This window comes from Pedobacter sp. Bi27, assembly GCF_918698255.1.
Taxonomy (GTDB): Bacteria; Bacteroidota; Bacteroidia; order Sphingobacteriales; family Sphingobacteriaceae; genus Pedobacter.
Genome location: NZ_CAKKMW010000001.1, coordinates 245,681 through 262,214 on the forward strand (window position 1 = coordinate 245,681; position 16,534 = coordinate 262,214).

At 37.3% G+C, this 16,534-nt stretch carries 14 protein-coding genes; 10 read left to right on the plus strand and 4 right to left on the minus strand.

Annotation, left to right across the window (positions count from 1 at the left end):
• Positions 1-365: 365 nt before the first annotated feature.
• Positions 366-551 (minus strand): hypothetical protein, encoded by a 186-nt coding sequence (locus LQ227_RS00805; protein ID WP_230144134.1) that lies wholly within the window; start codon positions 549-551, stop codon positions 366-368.
• A 353-nt stretch (positions 552-904) separates the two neighbouring features.
• Between LQ227_RS00805 and LQ227_RS00810 the strand changes: the two genes are divergently transcribed.
• A complete protein-coding gene (locus LQ227_RS00810) occupies positions 905-2,086 on the plus strand; it encodes an AIR synthase related protein (protein ID WP_230144133.1) in 1,182 nt (393 codons plus the stop codon).
• 57 nt (positions 2,087-2,143) lie between these two features.
• On the opposite strand, the gene LQ227_RS00815 is transcribed toward LQ227_RS00810, so the two are convergent.
• On the minus strand, positions 2,144-2,425 hold the full coding sequence (locus LQ227_RS00815; protein WP_230144132.1) for a hypothetical protein: 282 nt from the start codon (positions 2,423-2,425) through the stop codon (positions 2,144-2,146).
• A gap of 219 nt (positions 2,426-2,644) precedes the next feature.
• Here LQ227_RS00815 and LQ227_RS00820 point away from each other — a divergent pair, with 219 nt between their 5' ends.
• On the plus strand, positions 2,645-3,280 hold the full coding sequence (locus LQ227_RS00820) for an acetyltransferase (protein WP_230147810.1): 636 nt from the start codon (positions 2,645-2,647) through the stop codon (positions 3,278-3,280).
• Between the two features lie 98 nt (positions 3,281-3,378).
• Here the strand turns inward: LQ227_RS00820 and LQ227_RS00825 are convergent, their stop codons facing one another.
• Together LQ227_RS00825 and LQ227_RS00830 are read right to left on the minus strand one after the other, a co-directional pair.
• The gene (locus LQ227_RS00825; RefSeq protein WP_230144130.1) at positions 3,379-3,690 is read right to left on the minus strand and encodes a hypothetical protein; all 312 of its coding nucleotides are present in this window, start codon (positions 3,688-3,690) and stop codon (positions 3,379-3,381) included.
• Positions 3,691-3,885: 195 nt separating this feature from the next.
• Entirely contained in the window at positions 3,886-7,062 is a 3,177-nt protein-coding gene (locus tag LQ227_RS00830; RefSeq protein WP_230144129.1) for a carboxypeptidase regulatory-like domain-containing protein, read from the minus strand.
• A gap of 613 nt (positions 7,063-7,675) precedes the next feature.
• On the opposite strand from LQ227_RS00830, the gene lpdA reads away from it, so the two are divergent.
• The 8 genes from lpdA (at position 7,676) to LQ227_RS00870 (ending at position 16,489) form a co-directional block, all read left to right on the plus strand.
• Positions 7,676-9,064 (plus strand): dihydrolipoyl dehydrogenase, encoded by a 1,389-nt coding sequence (gene lpdA, locus LQ227_RS00835; protein WP_029275810.1) that lies wholly within the window; start codon positions 7,676-7,678, stop codon positions 9,062-9,064.
• A gap of 150 nt (positions 9,065-9,214) precedes the next feature.
• Entirely contained in the window at positions 9,215-10,054 is an 840-nt protein-coding gene (locus LQ227_RS00840) for an MBL fold metallo-hydrolase (protein ID WP_230147811.1), read from the plus strand.
• Positions 10,055-10,615, plus strand: coding sequence for a GNAT family N-acetyltransferase (locus tag LQ227_RS00845; protein ID WP_230147813.1), 561 nt, complete (start codon positions 10,055-10,057; stop codon positions 10,613-10,615). It begins immediately after the preceding gene.
• 113 nt (positions 10,616-10,728) lie between these two features.
• Positions 10,729-11,088, plus strand: coding sequence for a hypothetical protein (locus tag LQ227_RS00850; RefSeq protein WP_029275814.1), 360 nt, complete (start codon positions 10,729-10,731; stop codon positions 11,086-11,088).
• A gap of 783 nt (positions 11,089-11,871) precedes the next feature.
• Positions 11,872-12,399 carry a ferritin gene (locus LQ227_RS00855; protein WP_057934873.1) on the plus strand — a complete coding sequence of 176 codons (528 nt, stop codon included), beginning with the start codon at positions 11,872-11,874 and terminating at the stop codon, positions 12,397-12,399.
• A gap of 607 nt (positions 12,400-13,006) precedes the next feature.
• On the plus strand, positions 13,007-14,455 hold the full coding sequence (locus tag LQ227_RS00860) for a circularly permuted type 2 ATP-grasp protein (protein ID WP_230147816.1): 1,449 nt from the start codon (positions 13,007-13,009) through the stop codon (positions 14,453-14,455).
• An 11-nt stretch (positions 14,456-14,466) separates the two neighbouring features.
• Positions 14,467-15,402 (plus strand): alpha-E domain-containing protein, encoded by a 936-nt coding sequence (locus LQ227_RS00865; RefSeq protein WP_230147817.1) that lies wholly within the window; start codon positions 14,467-14,469, stop codon positions 15,400-15,402.
• Between the two features lie 91 nt (positions 15,403-15,493).
• The gene (locus LQ227_RS00870) at positions 15,494-16,489 is read left to right on the plus strand and encodes a transglutaminase family protein (RefSeq protein WP_230144124.1); all 996 of its coding nucleotides are present in this window, start codon (positions 15,494-15,496) and stop codon (positions 16,487-16,489) included.
• Positions 16,490-16,534: the final 45 nt, after the last annotated feature.

Below are 16,534 nucleotides of genomic sequence, written 5' to 3' on the forward strand. Positions count from 1 at the left end.
TTCATTGGTTATTAGAACGGTTAATTGTTTTAAATGGCTTAACTGGCAATTGACAACTGTCAACTTTTTTTTGAAAGCAATACCAGTGCTCATCGATTAATCCAGCCCTGCTTTCCTTCCTGCTGTAAAATTTTCGCAAGATTTTCAATGCATCGTTTACAGCATCCATCCAATCAGGTTTATTTAAACCAGGCCTGTGCAAGGAAAAAATCCGCCCACGAAGAACCTCCCGCTGTACCTAAGCCCGATTGTACGGATGCCGTTTTAATCGACAGTTTTTTAATTCTCAAAATTTAAAACGGCAGGAGGAAAAGCGGGGCTGAAAGCTGCCATGGAATACGAACGTTCACTTCAAAACCTCTTAATTAGCTACTATTATCCCCACCAAAGCGTCCTCCTGAACTTGGTTCAGGATCTAATCGAAATTGCTTTACGTTGGCAAAGGCTTTTTTTTGAAAGCAATACCAGTGCTCATCGGTTAACCAGGCCCTGCTTTCCTTCCTGCTGTAAAGTTTTCGCAAGATTTTCAATGCATCGTTTACAGCATCCATCCAATCAGGTTTTTTTAAACCAGGCTTGTGCAAGGAAAAAACCGCAACGAAGAACCTACCCGCTTTACCTAAGCCCGATTGTACGGATGCCGTTTTATTAAGTTAAATCTCCTATTTATTCCACCTTTAACGGCAGCAGGAAAAGCGGGGCTGCAAGCCGCCAAAGACCAACCTTCGCTTTCAAAAAAAAACGAATCCCTACCTTTTACACCTTAAATCTTTGTGCGCTTTGTGCCTTCGTGGTAAACAAACTCAGGTGCCTAAGGTGGTAAAAAAGCCTTGCCGTTTGGCCATAAAAAACCTTAAGTATTTAGCTTTAGTCTTTCCCCTTAAAACCTTATCTTTGCGCCAACATGAGTGATAACAGGTACAATCAACGTGGCGTTTCTGCCTCAAAAGAAGATGTGCACAATGCCATCAAAAACATAGATAAAGGAATTTTCCCTAAAGCATTCTGCAAAATCATCCCTGACATTTTAGGTGGTGACGAGGAATATTGCAATATCATGCATGCAGACGGCGCAGGTACCAAATCTTCTTTAGCTTACGTATACTGGAAAGAAACCGGAGATATCTCGGTTTGGAAAGGTATTGCACAAGATGCCATCATCATGAATATCGATGATTTAATCTGTGTTGGTGCTACCGATAACATTTTGTTATCCTCAACCATTGGAAGGAATAAAAACCTGATCCCGGGCGAAGTGATTGCTGCTGTAATTAACGGTACAGAAGAAATCTTGGCCGATCTGCGCGAACAAGGCATCTCGATTTATTCTACCGGCGGCGAAACTGCCGATGTTGGCGACTTAGTGAGGACCATTATCGTCGATTCTACGGTAACCTGTAGATTAAAGCGGGAAGATATCATCAGCAACGATAATATTCAGCCAGGCGACGTAATTGTGGCACTAGCCTCATCCGGACAAGCCACTTACGAAACCGAATACAATGGTGGTATGGGATCGAACGGATTAACCTCTGCCCGTCATGATGTTTTCGATAAAACAGTAGCCAACAGTTACCCTGAAAGTTTCGATCCGGCTGTTCCATTTGATCTGGTTTTCTCCGGAAAAAAACAATTAACAGAAGAAATAGCTATTGAAGGATTTGGCCAAACTACGGTAGGTAAATTGGTTTTATCCCCTACGCGTACCTATGCACCTGTAATCAAAAAGATTTTAGAAAGTCATCGCAGTCAGATTAATGGTATTGTACATTGCAGTGGTGGTGCACAAACCAAGGTATTACATTTCATCAATGATGATATCCACGTCATCAAGAATAACTTATTTCCTATCCCTACCCTATTTAAATTGATTCAGGAACAATCGGGTACCGATTGGAAAGAAATGTATAAGGTATTTAATATGGGGCACCGCATGGAATTATATGTTCCTCAGGAGATTGCCGAAAGCATTATCGAAATATCAAAAAGCTTTAATATCGATGCACAGATTATCGGTCGCGTAGAAAAAGGCGATCAAAAACAAGTGACTATCGAAAGCGAAAAAGGAACTTTCGTTTATAACTAAGTTTTGAGATACAATTTAAAAAGGCTGCTGAAAATTAAATTCAGCAGCCTTTATTTATTACTCACGTTCTACAAATTTATGGAAGGTACTCTCCTCTCCATCTGCTTTTTTATCCTGATACAAAAAATCGAGTTTGTTGTCATCAAAGGTTTTAAAAAAGGTATCCCAATCTGTCTCCTTTAGGTCTGAAGAACTGTCGCTATGCTTTGGGAAATGAATCCTTAAAATGCCACCACCTTTGGTTTCTGCTGTATCTGCAACTATTGCCGGTACACCGCCATGTTCCTCTGCCCAGGCTTTTATTGTAGCATGATCATGGGTCTGTTTCGAAGTGCTCATTGTTTTAAATATTAGTTTTAAATAAATAGACTAATATTAAAATCATTTTTTGGCAGAAATGGTTTTAGTTATAATAAAAAACATCGCTAAGACATAATTTAATCTAATACACACTAGCTACCGTATCGACACATTATTAAGTTTACGGTACATCATTTAATTTTGCTGAGATAAATGTATATTGACTTTAAATAAATCACTCCAAACAGGAATAACGTTATGATCAATGTATATCTTCTTGGTGCAGGCAAACATGCTACAGAGCTGAGCGAGTATTTTAACGGCAATAACGAATATCAATTAGCAGGATACGTAATAAACCTGGATAATGCCATTAACCATCCAAATATAGCCATGCCAGTTATTTCCTTACCATCTTTTTTAGAAAAACATCCTGCTGCTTTAAATATTGCATTAATTGGTGCAATAGGCACTTATGAAAGAAAATCTATTATTGAACCATTAGAAAACAAAGGCTATCAATTCATTAATATTATCCATCAACACAACTACATCAGTCCATCTATTAAAATTGGCCACGGCAACTGTATTGCCCCAGGCTGTGTAATCAATGCAAATGTGCGTATCGGTAACCACTGTATTGTTAATTCCAACTGCAACATCAGTCACGATTGCATACTAGAAGACTATGTGACCATTTCTCCCGGCGTAACCATTGCCGGAAACGTAAACATTAACGAAGGCGTTTTTATAGGTGCGGGAGCAACAATAATTCCAGGCATAACCATTGGAAAGGGAGCCTATGTAGCCGCCGGAGCTTGCGTTACAAAAGATGTTCCGCCGCATGTGATGATTGCGGGTGTGCCTGCAAAGATTAAAAAAACAATAGATTAAACAATCTGAATTTATAAATACTTCAGAAGTTGATATAAATAAAAAATCCCCGATCGAATGACCGCGGATTTGTAAAAACATCTAAGTATCTATATGCACTATTGTAACCTCAAAATCCGTTCACCATACTTAATTTCTGTCTCAGAGGTGATTGCAAATTCATATTCCTTTTCTGCTGTAACAGTAAGCTTTTTACCCTTGATTTTGTAAGTACCTCTATATGCTACATCGCCACCTGGCACTATATCTGCTTTGCCATCTACCATGAGGGTAACGCGTATCGCACTGGTAAGATATCCATCAGATTTGGGCACATTAATTTCATAAAATGTTTTTTCTTCTTTTACCGTTAGCTTTTTACAAGAGGTAAAACATAAAAACAAGAGCATTAAATAGATGAGATTTTTCATATTATTTAGTTTTATAACAAAAACGTATCATGGTTAATAAACGCTACAATAAAAAATTCTATTAATCACCATAGAAGTTTACCGGATTAAACAGATTCTAAAATATAATAAATAGCATTTAAAAAAAAGTCCATAGATAACAAAAAATCCCTGATCAAATGATCGGGGATTTTTTGTTATCTATGTATTTTGCTATTAGTTAAAGTTATAACGAATTCCAACTTGTCCTTGCCATCTTGAAAGAAAAGAAGACAATGCATAAGGAACACCACCAGTTGGCGCTCTAAATGTAAAACCGCCACCATTCGCAGGAGCATAGTTAATAAGCGAATAGGCTGTATTATTAATAAAGTAAGATTTTCCCCAATCTTTATTGATCAGATTGCCTACGTTTATAATGTCTACAGAAAGCTGTAACGAATTTTTAGTGCCTTTAAACACAATACCTAAATCTTGCATAATACGAACATCAAATTGGTGTTCCCAAGGCATCCTTGCAACATTACGCTCAGAATACTGGCCTCTAATTTTACTTAAATAAGGATCATTATTAATATAGTTATCTAAGGCTGCCCATTGTTCTGCAGGAGATATTGCTGGGGTAGGATTAGAACCAGTAGTAACTGCAGGTATAGTAACCAATTTGATATCAGCTTGTGTACGAGGTACAAAAATCAAATCATTACTTGGGTTACCAGATGAAATTGAATTGTCACCATTTAAATCTCCATTATAAATATAAGAGAATGGGGTTCCAGACTTACCTACATAAAATAATGAGAAAGTAGTCGCTGAAGCTTTATTTCTGCCGTATTTAATCGAATAATTTAATGCACCTACCACTCTATGACGAAGATCATAATTAGAGTAAGCTAATGGTGGATTTTGAGGATCACCAGAAATCAATACACCTCCAAAGCCAGAGCTTGCGGTACTACTAAAACCTGAATTAATATCTTGTGATTTTCCATAAGTATAGGCAATTGAAGTATATAATCCAAAGTCAAATGATTTTTGCAACTGAGCAGTTATGTTATAAGCAGAACCACTTCTTGTATTCTGTAATAAATAAACCTCAGTAAATTTTGCTCCATTTACCCTACCTGCTGTTGTATTAACAAAAAGAGGACGGGTATCAGCACCACCAGATAAAGACGGGTTGATTGGGGCAACAGAAGGTTTCATATTTAAGTTTTTATATGAAATATTGTTAACCGTTGAAGAATACAACCCTTCAATAGTTGCCTGAATTCCACCAGGTATTTTAAAATCAACTGCTAAATTGGCTCTAAAAACCTGAGGTAATTTAAAATTATTATCAATTAAACTAATTTGTGAAGTTGTACCAGCAACACCACCAGCAGCTGATTGGTTGTTTACATCTGGAATAAAGGTACCTGTTCCAATCGGTGCACTAACGGAACTGGTTAACATACCATTTCCTGAGAATTGATTAGATATCCATACAAATGGAGCACGACTTGTTAATAGTCCACCACCACCTCTCAATTGAACCGAACGATCTCCTGTTAAATCCCAGTTGAAACTCAAACGTGGAGAAACAAGTATTTGACCGCTAGGAACCTGATCGGTTTTGTAATTAGGGAAAGTAGCTACAACATCAGGGTTAGCTAATGGAGTATCAAAAATTAACGGTACGTCAACTCTTAAACCAGCAATTAATTTAAAACCTTTAAAGGCATCTATTTCATCCTGGAAATAAAATCCTAACTGAGCAGCGCTAAATTTAGCTGCAGGTCTTGGATCTCCAGGAATCTTTGAAGTACTAGTAGCAGCAGAAGGTTTTGTATTAGCTTCAAAATCTGCCAAGTTATTCCATGCATAACTTCCAGCTAAATTATTTACAAATAAGTTTCTGATTTTATAAAACTCATTGTGTGTACCAATAGTGAAAGTATGTTTGTTTGCAAAAATTTTAAAGTTATCAGTAAATTCAAAAATATCCTGATCCAATTCATTTGCTGTTGAAGAAGCCTCTGAACCAAGTGCAGCAGACTGACTACCAGTACCTAAACCATTGATTCTGATTTGAGGGAATAAATCGCCAACAGTAGCCCTTGTATCTCTAATTCTAGAATAACCAATAATTAAATTATTAGATAAAGTACTTGAAATAGCACTTCTTAATTCTAGTACTGAATTATTTTGTTGGTCATTAAAGCGATATAGGTTACTTGCAAATCGGAAAGATGTTGCACTTCTCGAAATGTTATCATCATAAGCTTTAATGTAGTTATGACGCAAAGTTAATTGGTTCTTTGAATTGATATTCCAATCTAAACGTGCAAATAATTTATCACTTCTAGTCTCTGCATCAAATGCATCAATACCACCAGCATCATAGCCGTAACGATCTTTAGCAACTTTAGCGATTCTTAAAAGCTCAGCTGTAGAAACCGCACCTACATCACCTGAGTTAAAAGTGGTTGGTTGAACGATACTCTGTCTTTCAGCACTCACAAATAAAAATAACTTATCTTTAATAATCGGAGCACCTATTCTTGCACCGTACGTAAAATTATGGAAAGGTAATGCTTTGGTATTTGTACCATCAACACTTTTACCAATTGTGTTTTGATTTCTACCAAAAAAATAAGCTGAACCTTCTACTGTATTTGATCCAGAACGGGTAACAGCATTAACACCACCACCAATTGCATTACTATTTGTAACGTCAAATGGAGCTAAAACAATCTGAAGTTCTTGAATCGCGTCCAAAGAAATCGGTTGTGTATTTGCCTGACCACCTGGAGCACCAGTACTTCCTAAACCAAAAGCATCATTATTTACAGCTCCATCAATAGTTAAACCATTAAAACGATTATTAATACCACCAAATGAATTACCATTAGCTTGCGGTGTTAAACGTGTAAAGTCTTGTAATGAACGTGATAAAGATGGTAAGTTTTGAATTTGATCCTTACTAACGTTGGTAGAAGCACCTACTTTCTTACTGCTAAATACGGCATCTCTTTTTCCAGCAACCACAATTTCTTGTAGTTGTTTACCATTTTCACTTAAAACAAGGTTTAATAAGTAAGGCTCACCTAACTTTAACATTGCTCCAGTTACTTTTTCTGGTTGATAGCCAACAAAACTGATTTCGAAAATATAAGGGCCACCTACACGCATGTTATTAATTACAAAACGGCCATCATTATTTGTTGACACAGAATATACTGTACCAGTTGGTGTATGTGTTGCTTTAACACTTGCCCCAGGTAAGGCGCCTTTGGCATCCTTAATTGTTCCTGTCATTGATGATGAGGTTACCTGCGCATTTGCACCAACGGTAAAACCTACAAATGCAACAATAACCAGTACTAATCTTAAAAGTAAAGATTTCTTCATACTTTGTTTTTTAAATGTTTTTGTTGTTGAATAATAAATCTAATAGGGATATTATGCCGCAAATGTACCCAATAAAATTTAACACATTTTAACATCCAATGTTAAATAATTATTAAGTCAGGCAAAACTTTTCAACATTTAACACATATTGCAGTGCTAATAACTTTCAGTTTATCAATACATTGTTTATAAAACTAAATATTTAATAATGAAATCATCAGTTGATTATAATTTAAGCAGAAAACCTAAGTTAACATTGGTATTTTTCAAATAACACATGTTAACAACATTTTTTAAGCCATAAACATCGTTGTTATTTAACTTTTTGCCACCTTATCCATACATTATTCTGTAAATCCACCTGATTGTATTTATCATTTTTAAACAGAACGGTTAAAACAATATTCAATCATTGTAAATTTTAACTGTTATCTCAACATTGAGCTCAGCAATTGACATTTTTTTTTTAGTTTTGAACGATTGTTGCAGGATGAAGATCCTTTAACTTTTTGTAATCCGGATGTAGGCAGCCACGATTATGGGATGAAGCCACACGATTACAGATAATACAAACAATTAAAAACAAATCTCTTTAAAATAGATTAAAAAACAGATGAATTACGACGTTATTGTTTTAGGCAGCGGCCCAGGTGGTTACGTAGCTGCAATCAGAGCTTCTCAATTGGGACTAAAAGTTGCAATTGTTGAGCGTGAATCATTAGGTGGTATTTGTTTAAACTGGGGCTGTATCCCTACTAAAGCACTTTTAAAAAGTGCTCAGGTTTTCGAATATATTAATCATGCTGCTGATTACGGAATTACTACTGCCGGTGCAACCGCAGATTTTGCTGCTGTGGTAAAACGCAGCCGTGGTGTAGCGGATGGCATGAGTAAAGGCGTTCAATTTTTAATGAAAAAAAATAAAATTGACGTCATTATGGGAACTGGTAAAGTAAAACCAGGAAACAAATTAGAAGTTAAAGGTGCAGATGGTTCTCAACAAGAACTAAGTGCTAAAAATATCATCATTGCTACAGGTGCCCGTTCAAGAGAATTACCTAACCTGAAACAAGATGGCAAAAAAATTATTGGCTACCGCCAGGCAATGGTACTTCCTGAACTACCAAAAAGCATGGTAGTAGTAGGTTCTGGTGCTATCGGTGTAGAATTTGCTTATTTCTACGCTACTATGGGTACAAAAGTAACCATCGTAGAATTTATGGATAACGTTGTTCCGGTTGAAGACGAAGACGTTTCTAAACAATTGTTGCGCAGCCTGAAAAAAGTAGGTATCGATGTCATGACATCAGCTAGCGTAGAATCTGTTGATACCAGCGGTGCAGGCTGTAAAGTTTCTGTTAAAACAGCTTCGGGCATGCAAACTATTGAGGCCGACATCGTACTTTCGGCAGCAGGTATTGTAGCCAACATCGAAAACATTGGTTTAGAAGAAACCGGTATCAAAACGGAGAAAGGCAAAATCGTTACCGACGAATTCTACAATACTTCAGTTAAAGGTTACTATGCAATTGGCGATGTTGTAGGCGGTCAGGCACTTGCCCACGTGGCTTCTGCAGAAGGCATTATCTGTGTAGAGAAAATTGCTGGTCAGCACGCCGAGCCATTAGATTACAATAACATCCCGGGATGTACTTATTGCACCCCGGAAATTGCTTCAGTAGGTTATACCGAAAAGGCAGCAAAAGCAGCTGGTTACGAGTTAAAAATTGGTAAATTCCCATTCTCTGCATCAGGTAAAGCAAGTGCTGCTGGTGCTAAAGATGGTTTTGTAAAATTAATTTTCGATGCTAAATACGGAGAATTATTAGGCGCACACATGATCGGTGCAAACGTTACCGAAATGATCGCCGAAATCGTAGTTGCCCGTAAATTAGAAACTACTGGTCACGAAATGATTAAATCTGTTCACCCTCACCCTACCATGAGCGAAGCCATAATGGAAGCTGCAGCTGATGCATACGGAGAAGTGATACACTTATAAGGTAGATGGTAAAGGTGGAAGGCATAAGGTGCCACATCGATAAGTAAAACCAATATCATTTACAAAAACCCTTTAGTTAAAGCTGAAGGGTTTTTGTATTTTTAACCAATTCCAGTCTTGATACTTGATACTAACTACTTGATACTAAAAATGAAACTCCACACCATAAACACAGGCTTATTTAAATTAGATGGCGGCGCCATGTTCGGCGTTGTACCCAAGGCCATCTGGCAAAAAACAAACCCTGCTGATGCGAATAATCTTTGCACCTGGGCCATGCGTTGCCTATTAATTGAAGAAAGTAATCAATTGATTTTAGTGGATACCGGAATTGGAAATAAACAGGATGAAAAGTTTTTCAGTCATTATTACCTGCATGGGGATGATTCGATGGAAAAATCGCTGGCGCAATTGGGTTTCAGTACGGCCGATATTACTGATGTTTTCCTCACACACCTTCATTTTGATCATGTTGGTGGGGCAATAGTAAGAGAAAACGAGAAACTGATACCAGCCTTTAAAAATGCACATTATTGGAGTAATGAAAAACATTGGCAATGGGCAGTAGCGCCAAATCCGAGGGAAAAAGCTTCTTTTTTAAAAGAAAACATTCTGCCGATCCAGGAAAGCGGACAGCTTAAATTTATTGATGAAAAAGAAAATATCGAATGGCAAAAAAATATCAATATCAGTTTCGCCTATGGCCATACCGATGCCATGATGTTGCCTAAAATCAGTTACAAGGGAAAAACCATTGTGTATATGGCCGATCTTTTACCTTCAGTTGGGCACCTTCCGCTACCTTATGTAATGGCTTATGATATGTTTCCGTTAAAAACCTTGACCGAGAAACAAGCCTTTTTAGAGGAAGCCATAAACAACAACTACATCTTATATCTTGAACACGATCCAATTAACGAATGCTGCACTTTACAAAGAACAGAAAAAGGAATCCGCGTGGAAGAAACTTTTAACCTAAGCGATATTTAAATGATCAGACCAGCCAGGCCCACAGATGCAGAAGAAGTTGTACCACTGATTATTCAGGCAATGGGCAAGCTGGCGAAGAAATTAACCAATGTTGAAGATGATGAAATCATTAATCGGATCTTTAAACATTTCTTCCAACAAGAGCACAACCAATACAGTTACGAAAACACCTTGGTTTTTGAAGATGAGGGCAAAATTCTAGGATCTTTAAATGCCTACAATGGAGGAAAACTCCTACAGCTCCGCCAGCCATTTTTAGCATACCTGGCTGAGCATTACCAGGCAAACAACACCGATCAAGGTACCGAGACGCAAAGCGGGGAATTTTACCTCGACACCATTAGTGTTAATCCAAATACTCAGGGAAAGGGAATAGGAAAACAGCTCATTAAAGCAGGAATGGATTGGGCTGAACAACTTGGCCACCACCACATCGGCTTATTGGTAGAACAAAACAATAACCGGGCATTAAAGCTTTACCAGAATATGGGCTTTGTTATTCAAAATGACAAACAATTTATGGGCGGACTATACCATCATATGGTCTTTAAGATCAAATAAATAACCTTCCCAATATCGTTTTTGTACCGCCAAACGCTCCACGCCCTGCGCTTCCAAATTTTTTTTTCGTTTTTATTTGTATTTAATCTAAATAATGCCAATTTTTGTAACCGATGGAAAAAGCGTGTATCGATATTAACGAACTGGTTAACGTATTCTCAAATACCCATGGTTCTATTTATCAATCAGATAAATTAAACTGCTTTTATGTAGATTTTGGCGGCAAATTTGCTCGCTTTAATTGCCTGTCGCTTCAAAAATTAAAAAAGGTTGTGGAAGATATTGATATTGAAGCACTCCTTTTAAACACCCACAAAGCCGATTTCGAACTGGTTACTTTTAATGGTTGTGAACACATCTATTTATTAAGTGCTTTAGAAATTATCGCTTTAAAAGATTTGTTGCAAGGTACTTTTACCATGTTTAAACTAAATCACCTCATCAGCGACTGCCTTTATAGATTGGTTTATTAGTCATTAGTTTAGTGGTTCATTAGTCATTAGTTCAGTTGTTCATTAGCAATTAGTTCATTGGTAAGTTCAGATTGGTTAATAGGTTAATTGCCTAAACTGGTTAACTGCTTACATCAAACTACAAACTGAAAATTGCCAACTGAAACTGTATTGTATTAATTACATCCTTTTTTCGCTCAATTCTATTCAGTTCGTCATACTGGAAAGATCCTGAGATAAACTACCAATGACAGATCTCTTAAGAAGGGTCGTCATTGCGAGGAACGAAGATAACCGAACGAAAGTGAGCTCATGAACGCCTTTAAAACAACTGAAAAAATGAATAATCTTAATGCGCACGCTAGTAGCGATCGTTGTGAGATTGCTTCGTCGACTGAAAAAGCCTTCTCGCAATGACGATTCTTCGCGGCCTATCACTTCGTTCAATCCCCTGTCATTAATTAATACTGATTTTTATACAATAAATTAATCCTCAGGGTGACGATCACGAGGAAAATTTTTAATATACTGTCTCATTCTTTAATCCTCAGTTATTTGCATAGATTTAATTCGCTGAAAACTACCAACTGAAAATTGCCAACTAAAAACCGAGCTTTATCCTTCTGATCCTCAAGCACTATCCGTTTGGCGTTATTCCGCTATCCGTTCCATCCTCGCTTCTTATTTAAACTGATTACAAATAACTAATTATCAGCAATTTAGACTAATTTCATATAGCAAATAAATCACACAATATGGTTAATTTGATGTTACCTTTGTATCATTAGTTAAGCAAAGAAAATTATGAAAGACTTAATGCGCATCAAATGTTTAATATCACAGGATATCGAAACATTATTAAATCAACAGATCAAAAAAGAAGCTCACTCTTCATCACTATATTTATCAATGTCATCTTGGTGTGACCAAAATGGATTCGACTTTTCAGCAGATTATTTCTTAAAGCAATCTGAAGAAGAAAGAGTACACCAGCTTAAATTGTTCAAATATGTTCTGGATATGGGCGGAAACGCAATATCTCCGGAAGTTTCTGGCATCAAAACCGAATTTGCCGGATTTAGAGAAGTTTTCGAAGATGCTTTAGAAGCAGAAATCGCCATTACCCAAAGTTTTAAAAACCTGGCTTCTAAATGCCATAAAGAGCAGGATTTTGTAACGATGGAATTCTTAAACTGGTTCTTGAAAGAGCAACGCGAAGAAGAATACAAAGCCCGCAGGGCATTAGAATTGTTCGAAGTGATTGGCGAAGAAGGCACAGGAAGATGGGAAATTGATAAACATGTGAACAAAATCACCTATTCGGAAGAATAACAACAACAAAACATATATTGAAAAGCTATCCCGATTAAATCAGGATAGCTTTTTTTATGCACTTAGAATCCAAACGAGGGGTCGTCATTGCGAGGAGGAACGACAAAGCAATCTTACAACGATCGCTACAATCCATAGTTATAAGATTGCTTCGTCGGCTGAAAAAAGCCTTCTCGCGATTACGACTTTCTCTGAGAACGCTCCATTTACTATGTTTCATCCGATTACGATCGGATCGAGATTAACAACCGATAATAAAAAGAAAAGCTCCAGCAAAACTGGAGCTTATTGGTTTAGGATGTTTAGTTTATGTTGATTATGAATAAGTCTTAATGCTTTTTGTAAAAAAAGCGCCGTTGCCAGCGCTTTTTTTAAACCAAATATATAATAATAATTAACGAGCATTACAAAAGTACAAACTTTATTCATATTAGCAAGTATTTTTATTAAAAATTTTAAATATTTTAATAAAAAATAGATAAAACACTAAAATAAAGACACAAAAAACAAACTAAATAGATATAAATCATATAAAAAATTAATTTTTAACACAAAAACATTAGTTTTTTCCTTACAAAATCATAATTTAAAGAAATATTTAAGCAAAATGATAGAAGATTTTATAAAAAATTACTTAAATCATCCCAAAACTTATGATGAAATGTTCCTAAATGGCGATCATTACCGGGATCATTATTCAAACTTCATCAACAATTTCTCTAAAGAATCTCTCGAGAACCTGAACAAAAAGGAAGAATTGGCCAAAAAGCTGTTCATGAGCCAGGGTATCACCTTTACGGTATATGATAGCGGCGAAGGGATCGAAAAAATCTTTCCTTTTGATATTATCCCAAGAATTATCACCTCAACAGAGTGGAGTTTTATAGAAAAAGGAATAAAACAACGCCTAAAAGCGCTTAATCTTTTTCTAAAAGACATTTATAGCAATCAATTTATCCTAAAAGACCAGATTGTACCCATAAATGTAATTTATTCTTGTCCGCATTTTTTAAGAGAAATGCACAATGTTAACGTATTACACGATATCTATATCCATATAGCCGGAATAGACTTAATAAGAGATCACGATGGAACATTTTATGTATTAGAAGACAACCTGCGTACACCTTCTGGGGTGAGTTATATGCTCGAGAACAGAGAAATTACCAAAAGATTATTCCCCGACCTTATTCCGCAGTGCGGCGTAAGAAGTGTAACCGAATACCCTGCCATATTATATAAAAATTTAATGAGCCTCTCTCCCAGAGCTGTTTCTAACCCAACAATTGTACTGTTGAGCCCGGGCATGTATAATTCTGCGTATTACGAACACACTACCCTGGCCCGCTTAATGGGGGTAGAACTGGTAGAAGGACGTGATCTGGTGGTTAAAAATCAAAAGGTATTTATGAAAACCACTACTGGCCTGCAGCAGGTTGATGTGATTTATCGCCGTGTAGATGACGACTATCTTGATCCACTGGTTTTTAATCCGAACAGCGTACTTGGCGTTGCAGGCCTAATGGGTGCCTATCGCAAAGGTAATGTAGCCATTATTAATGCAATAGGCAACGGTGTAGCCGACGACAAAGCCGTTTATACTTATGTACCAGATATGATCAGGTATTACCTGAACGAAGAACCCATACTCAAGAATGTACCCACCTACCAGCTCAGCAATAAAGATGAACTCGACTATGTTTTTGCAAACATCAATACGATGGTCATTAAAAAAACCAATGGAAGTGGCGGATACGGCATGTTAATGGGCCACGCTGCCAGCGAGCAGGAAACAGACGAATATAAAATCGAAGTATTGAAAGATCCTCGCAATTTTATTGCCCAACCTACCATAAGCCTGTCTTCTGCCCCCTGTTTTATCAACGGAAAACTGGCTCCACGCAGAATCGATCTTCGCCCTTTCGCTTTAAACGGACCAGATGGCATTTCAATTGTGCCGGGTGGCTTAACCAGGGTAGCTTTAAAAGAAGGTTCGCTGGTGGTAAACAGTTCGCAGGGTGGCGGCAGTAAAGATACATGGGTTTTAACTTCTTAGAATACAGAAATATGTTAAGTAGAGTTGCATCAAGCTTATATTGGCTAAGCAGATATGTTGAGCGCAGCGATGGTATGCTGCGCATGTTAAAAACAAATTATGCTTCCTCACAAGATACCATACAGGAATTTACCTGGAAGCCCGTAATCAGGATTTTTTCTTCAGATGACGAAAATGAATTATTGAATATCCAGCATGATAGCCGTGCCGTGATAGAATACCTCTTGTTAAACCGCGAGAATCAAAATTCAATTTTAAACATCGTTACCCTGGCCCGGGAAAATGCGCGGAGTGTTCAGGAACATATCCCTAAAGATTTATGGCAGAGTTTAAACGAATATTACCATGCGGTAAAAGATGAGAAATTATTGTGGTACGTACAAAAGGATGATCCTGTTACAGCCTTCGATGTCTTGATTAAACAGGTAATGTTATACAACGGAACTGCCGACAGTGTGATGGAGCGCGGAGAAAGCAGGAGTTTTATGAATATTGGCAAACACCTGGAGAGAAGCATACAGTCAGTCGATATTCTCGACATTAAATTCAGCTCGATAAGCAGCAATCCAGATCTGCTGACGGATATATCCTACTGGAAACATTTATTGCTCTCATTAGGTGGTTATGAGTTATACCTAAAAACTTACAGGCAAGGTTTCGATGCAAAAAACATCATCGAATTAGTGATGCTCAACAATGATTTTCCACGGTCGGTACTGTACGCCATGAACAATATTGAAAGGTATTTTAACCGGTTAAAGAGCGAAAGCAATATCGAACATTACAACAACTTATCTTTTAAAATTGGGCGTTTAAAAAGTATGATTACCTATAGCTCGGTAAATACCATGAACGAAGAGCAGCTGCACCATTACCTTACAGAGATCAGAGCTGAACTTTTCGGCATCGGAAACCTGTTAAATGAATATTATTTCGCAAATTCATAAATTTTCAACCACAGATGAGCACAGATCAACACAGATACTATTTCCTTTTTTGATTTTTCATCTGTGGTAACCTATAATAATAAAAACCAATATGCCAATTTTCAAAATCAAACATATCACCAATTATAAATACGAATTGCCTGTTCGGGACAGTGCAAATCAGATTATTTTATTTCCGATTAAGGATGATTTTCAAAAGGTGGTTAAACACGACCTGAATATCTCCGGAAGCCCGGAAATTGAAATTTTTATCGATTATTACGGCAATGAAGTGGGCACATTTACCCAAAATGAACCGCATACCCAGCTGAAAATTTTCTCCAAAGTAAGTGTAGAAACCTTCCCGAAGCCATTGCCGCAAGACGATATGTTTAGCAGCGAGCAGTGGAACAGTTTAAACGTTCTAAAATTCGAAGTGCCATATATCGATTACTTGCGACAAGAAAGTTTCGAGGGCATTAGCCACCTGAAAGAAACAGCGCTAAAGATTAAAGATGCTGAAGATACCCCCTATCAAACCGCAATAAAATACTGCGCTCATGTATTCAACAATTTCGAATACATTAAAGGGGTAACTGCAGTTGACACTACTATTGATGAAATTTTAAACATCAAGGCAGGTGTTTGTCAGGATTTCGCCCATGTATTAACAGCCATGTTGCGTTTAACCGGGATTCCTGCCAGATATGTGAGCGGTTACATCTGCCCCAATAGAGATGGCATGCGGGGTGAAGGCGCAACGCATGCCTGGGCCGAGGCATATTTACCCGAGTACGGCTGGCTGGGCTTAGACCCCACCAATAACTGCATTGCCAACGAAAACCATGTACGCCTGGCAGTAGGCCGCAATTTTACCGATTGCTCCCCTGTAAAAGGGGTTTACAAAGGTGGTTTCGAGCATATTATGGAAGTTAACGTTTCAGTAGGTTATAATGATGAAGATTTTAATGATAATGAAACTTATTTCCAGCCAAAAGAAGTGAATTACACTAAACCATCTGGAACAATAACCACTGCAAGAACACAAAACAGCTATCAGCAATATATGGAAGCCATTCAGCAACAACAGCAGCAACAACAACAGTAGGCAGTTTTCAGTTTGCAGTTGGCAGTTAACAGTTTCAAATCATCA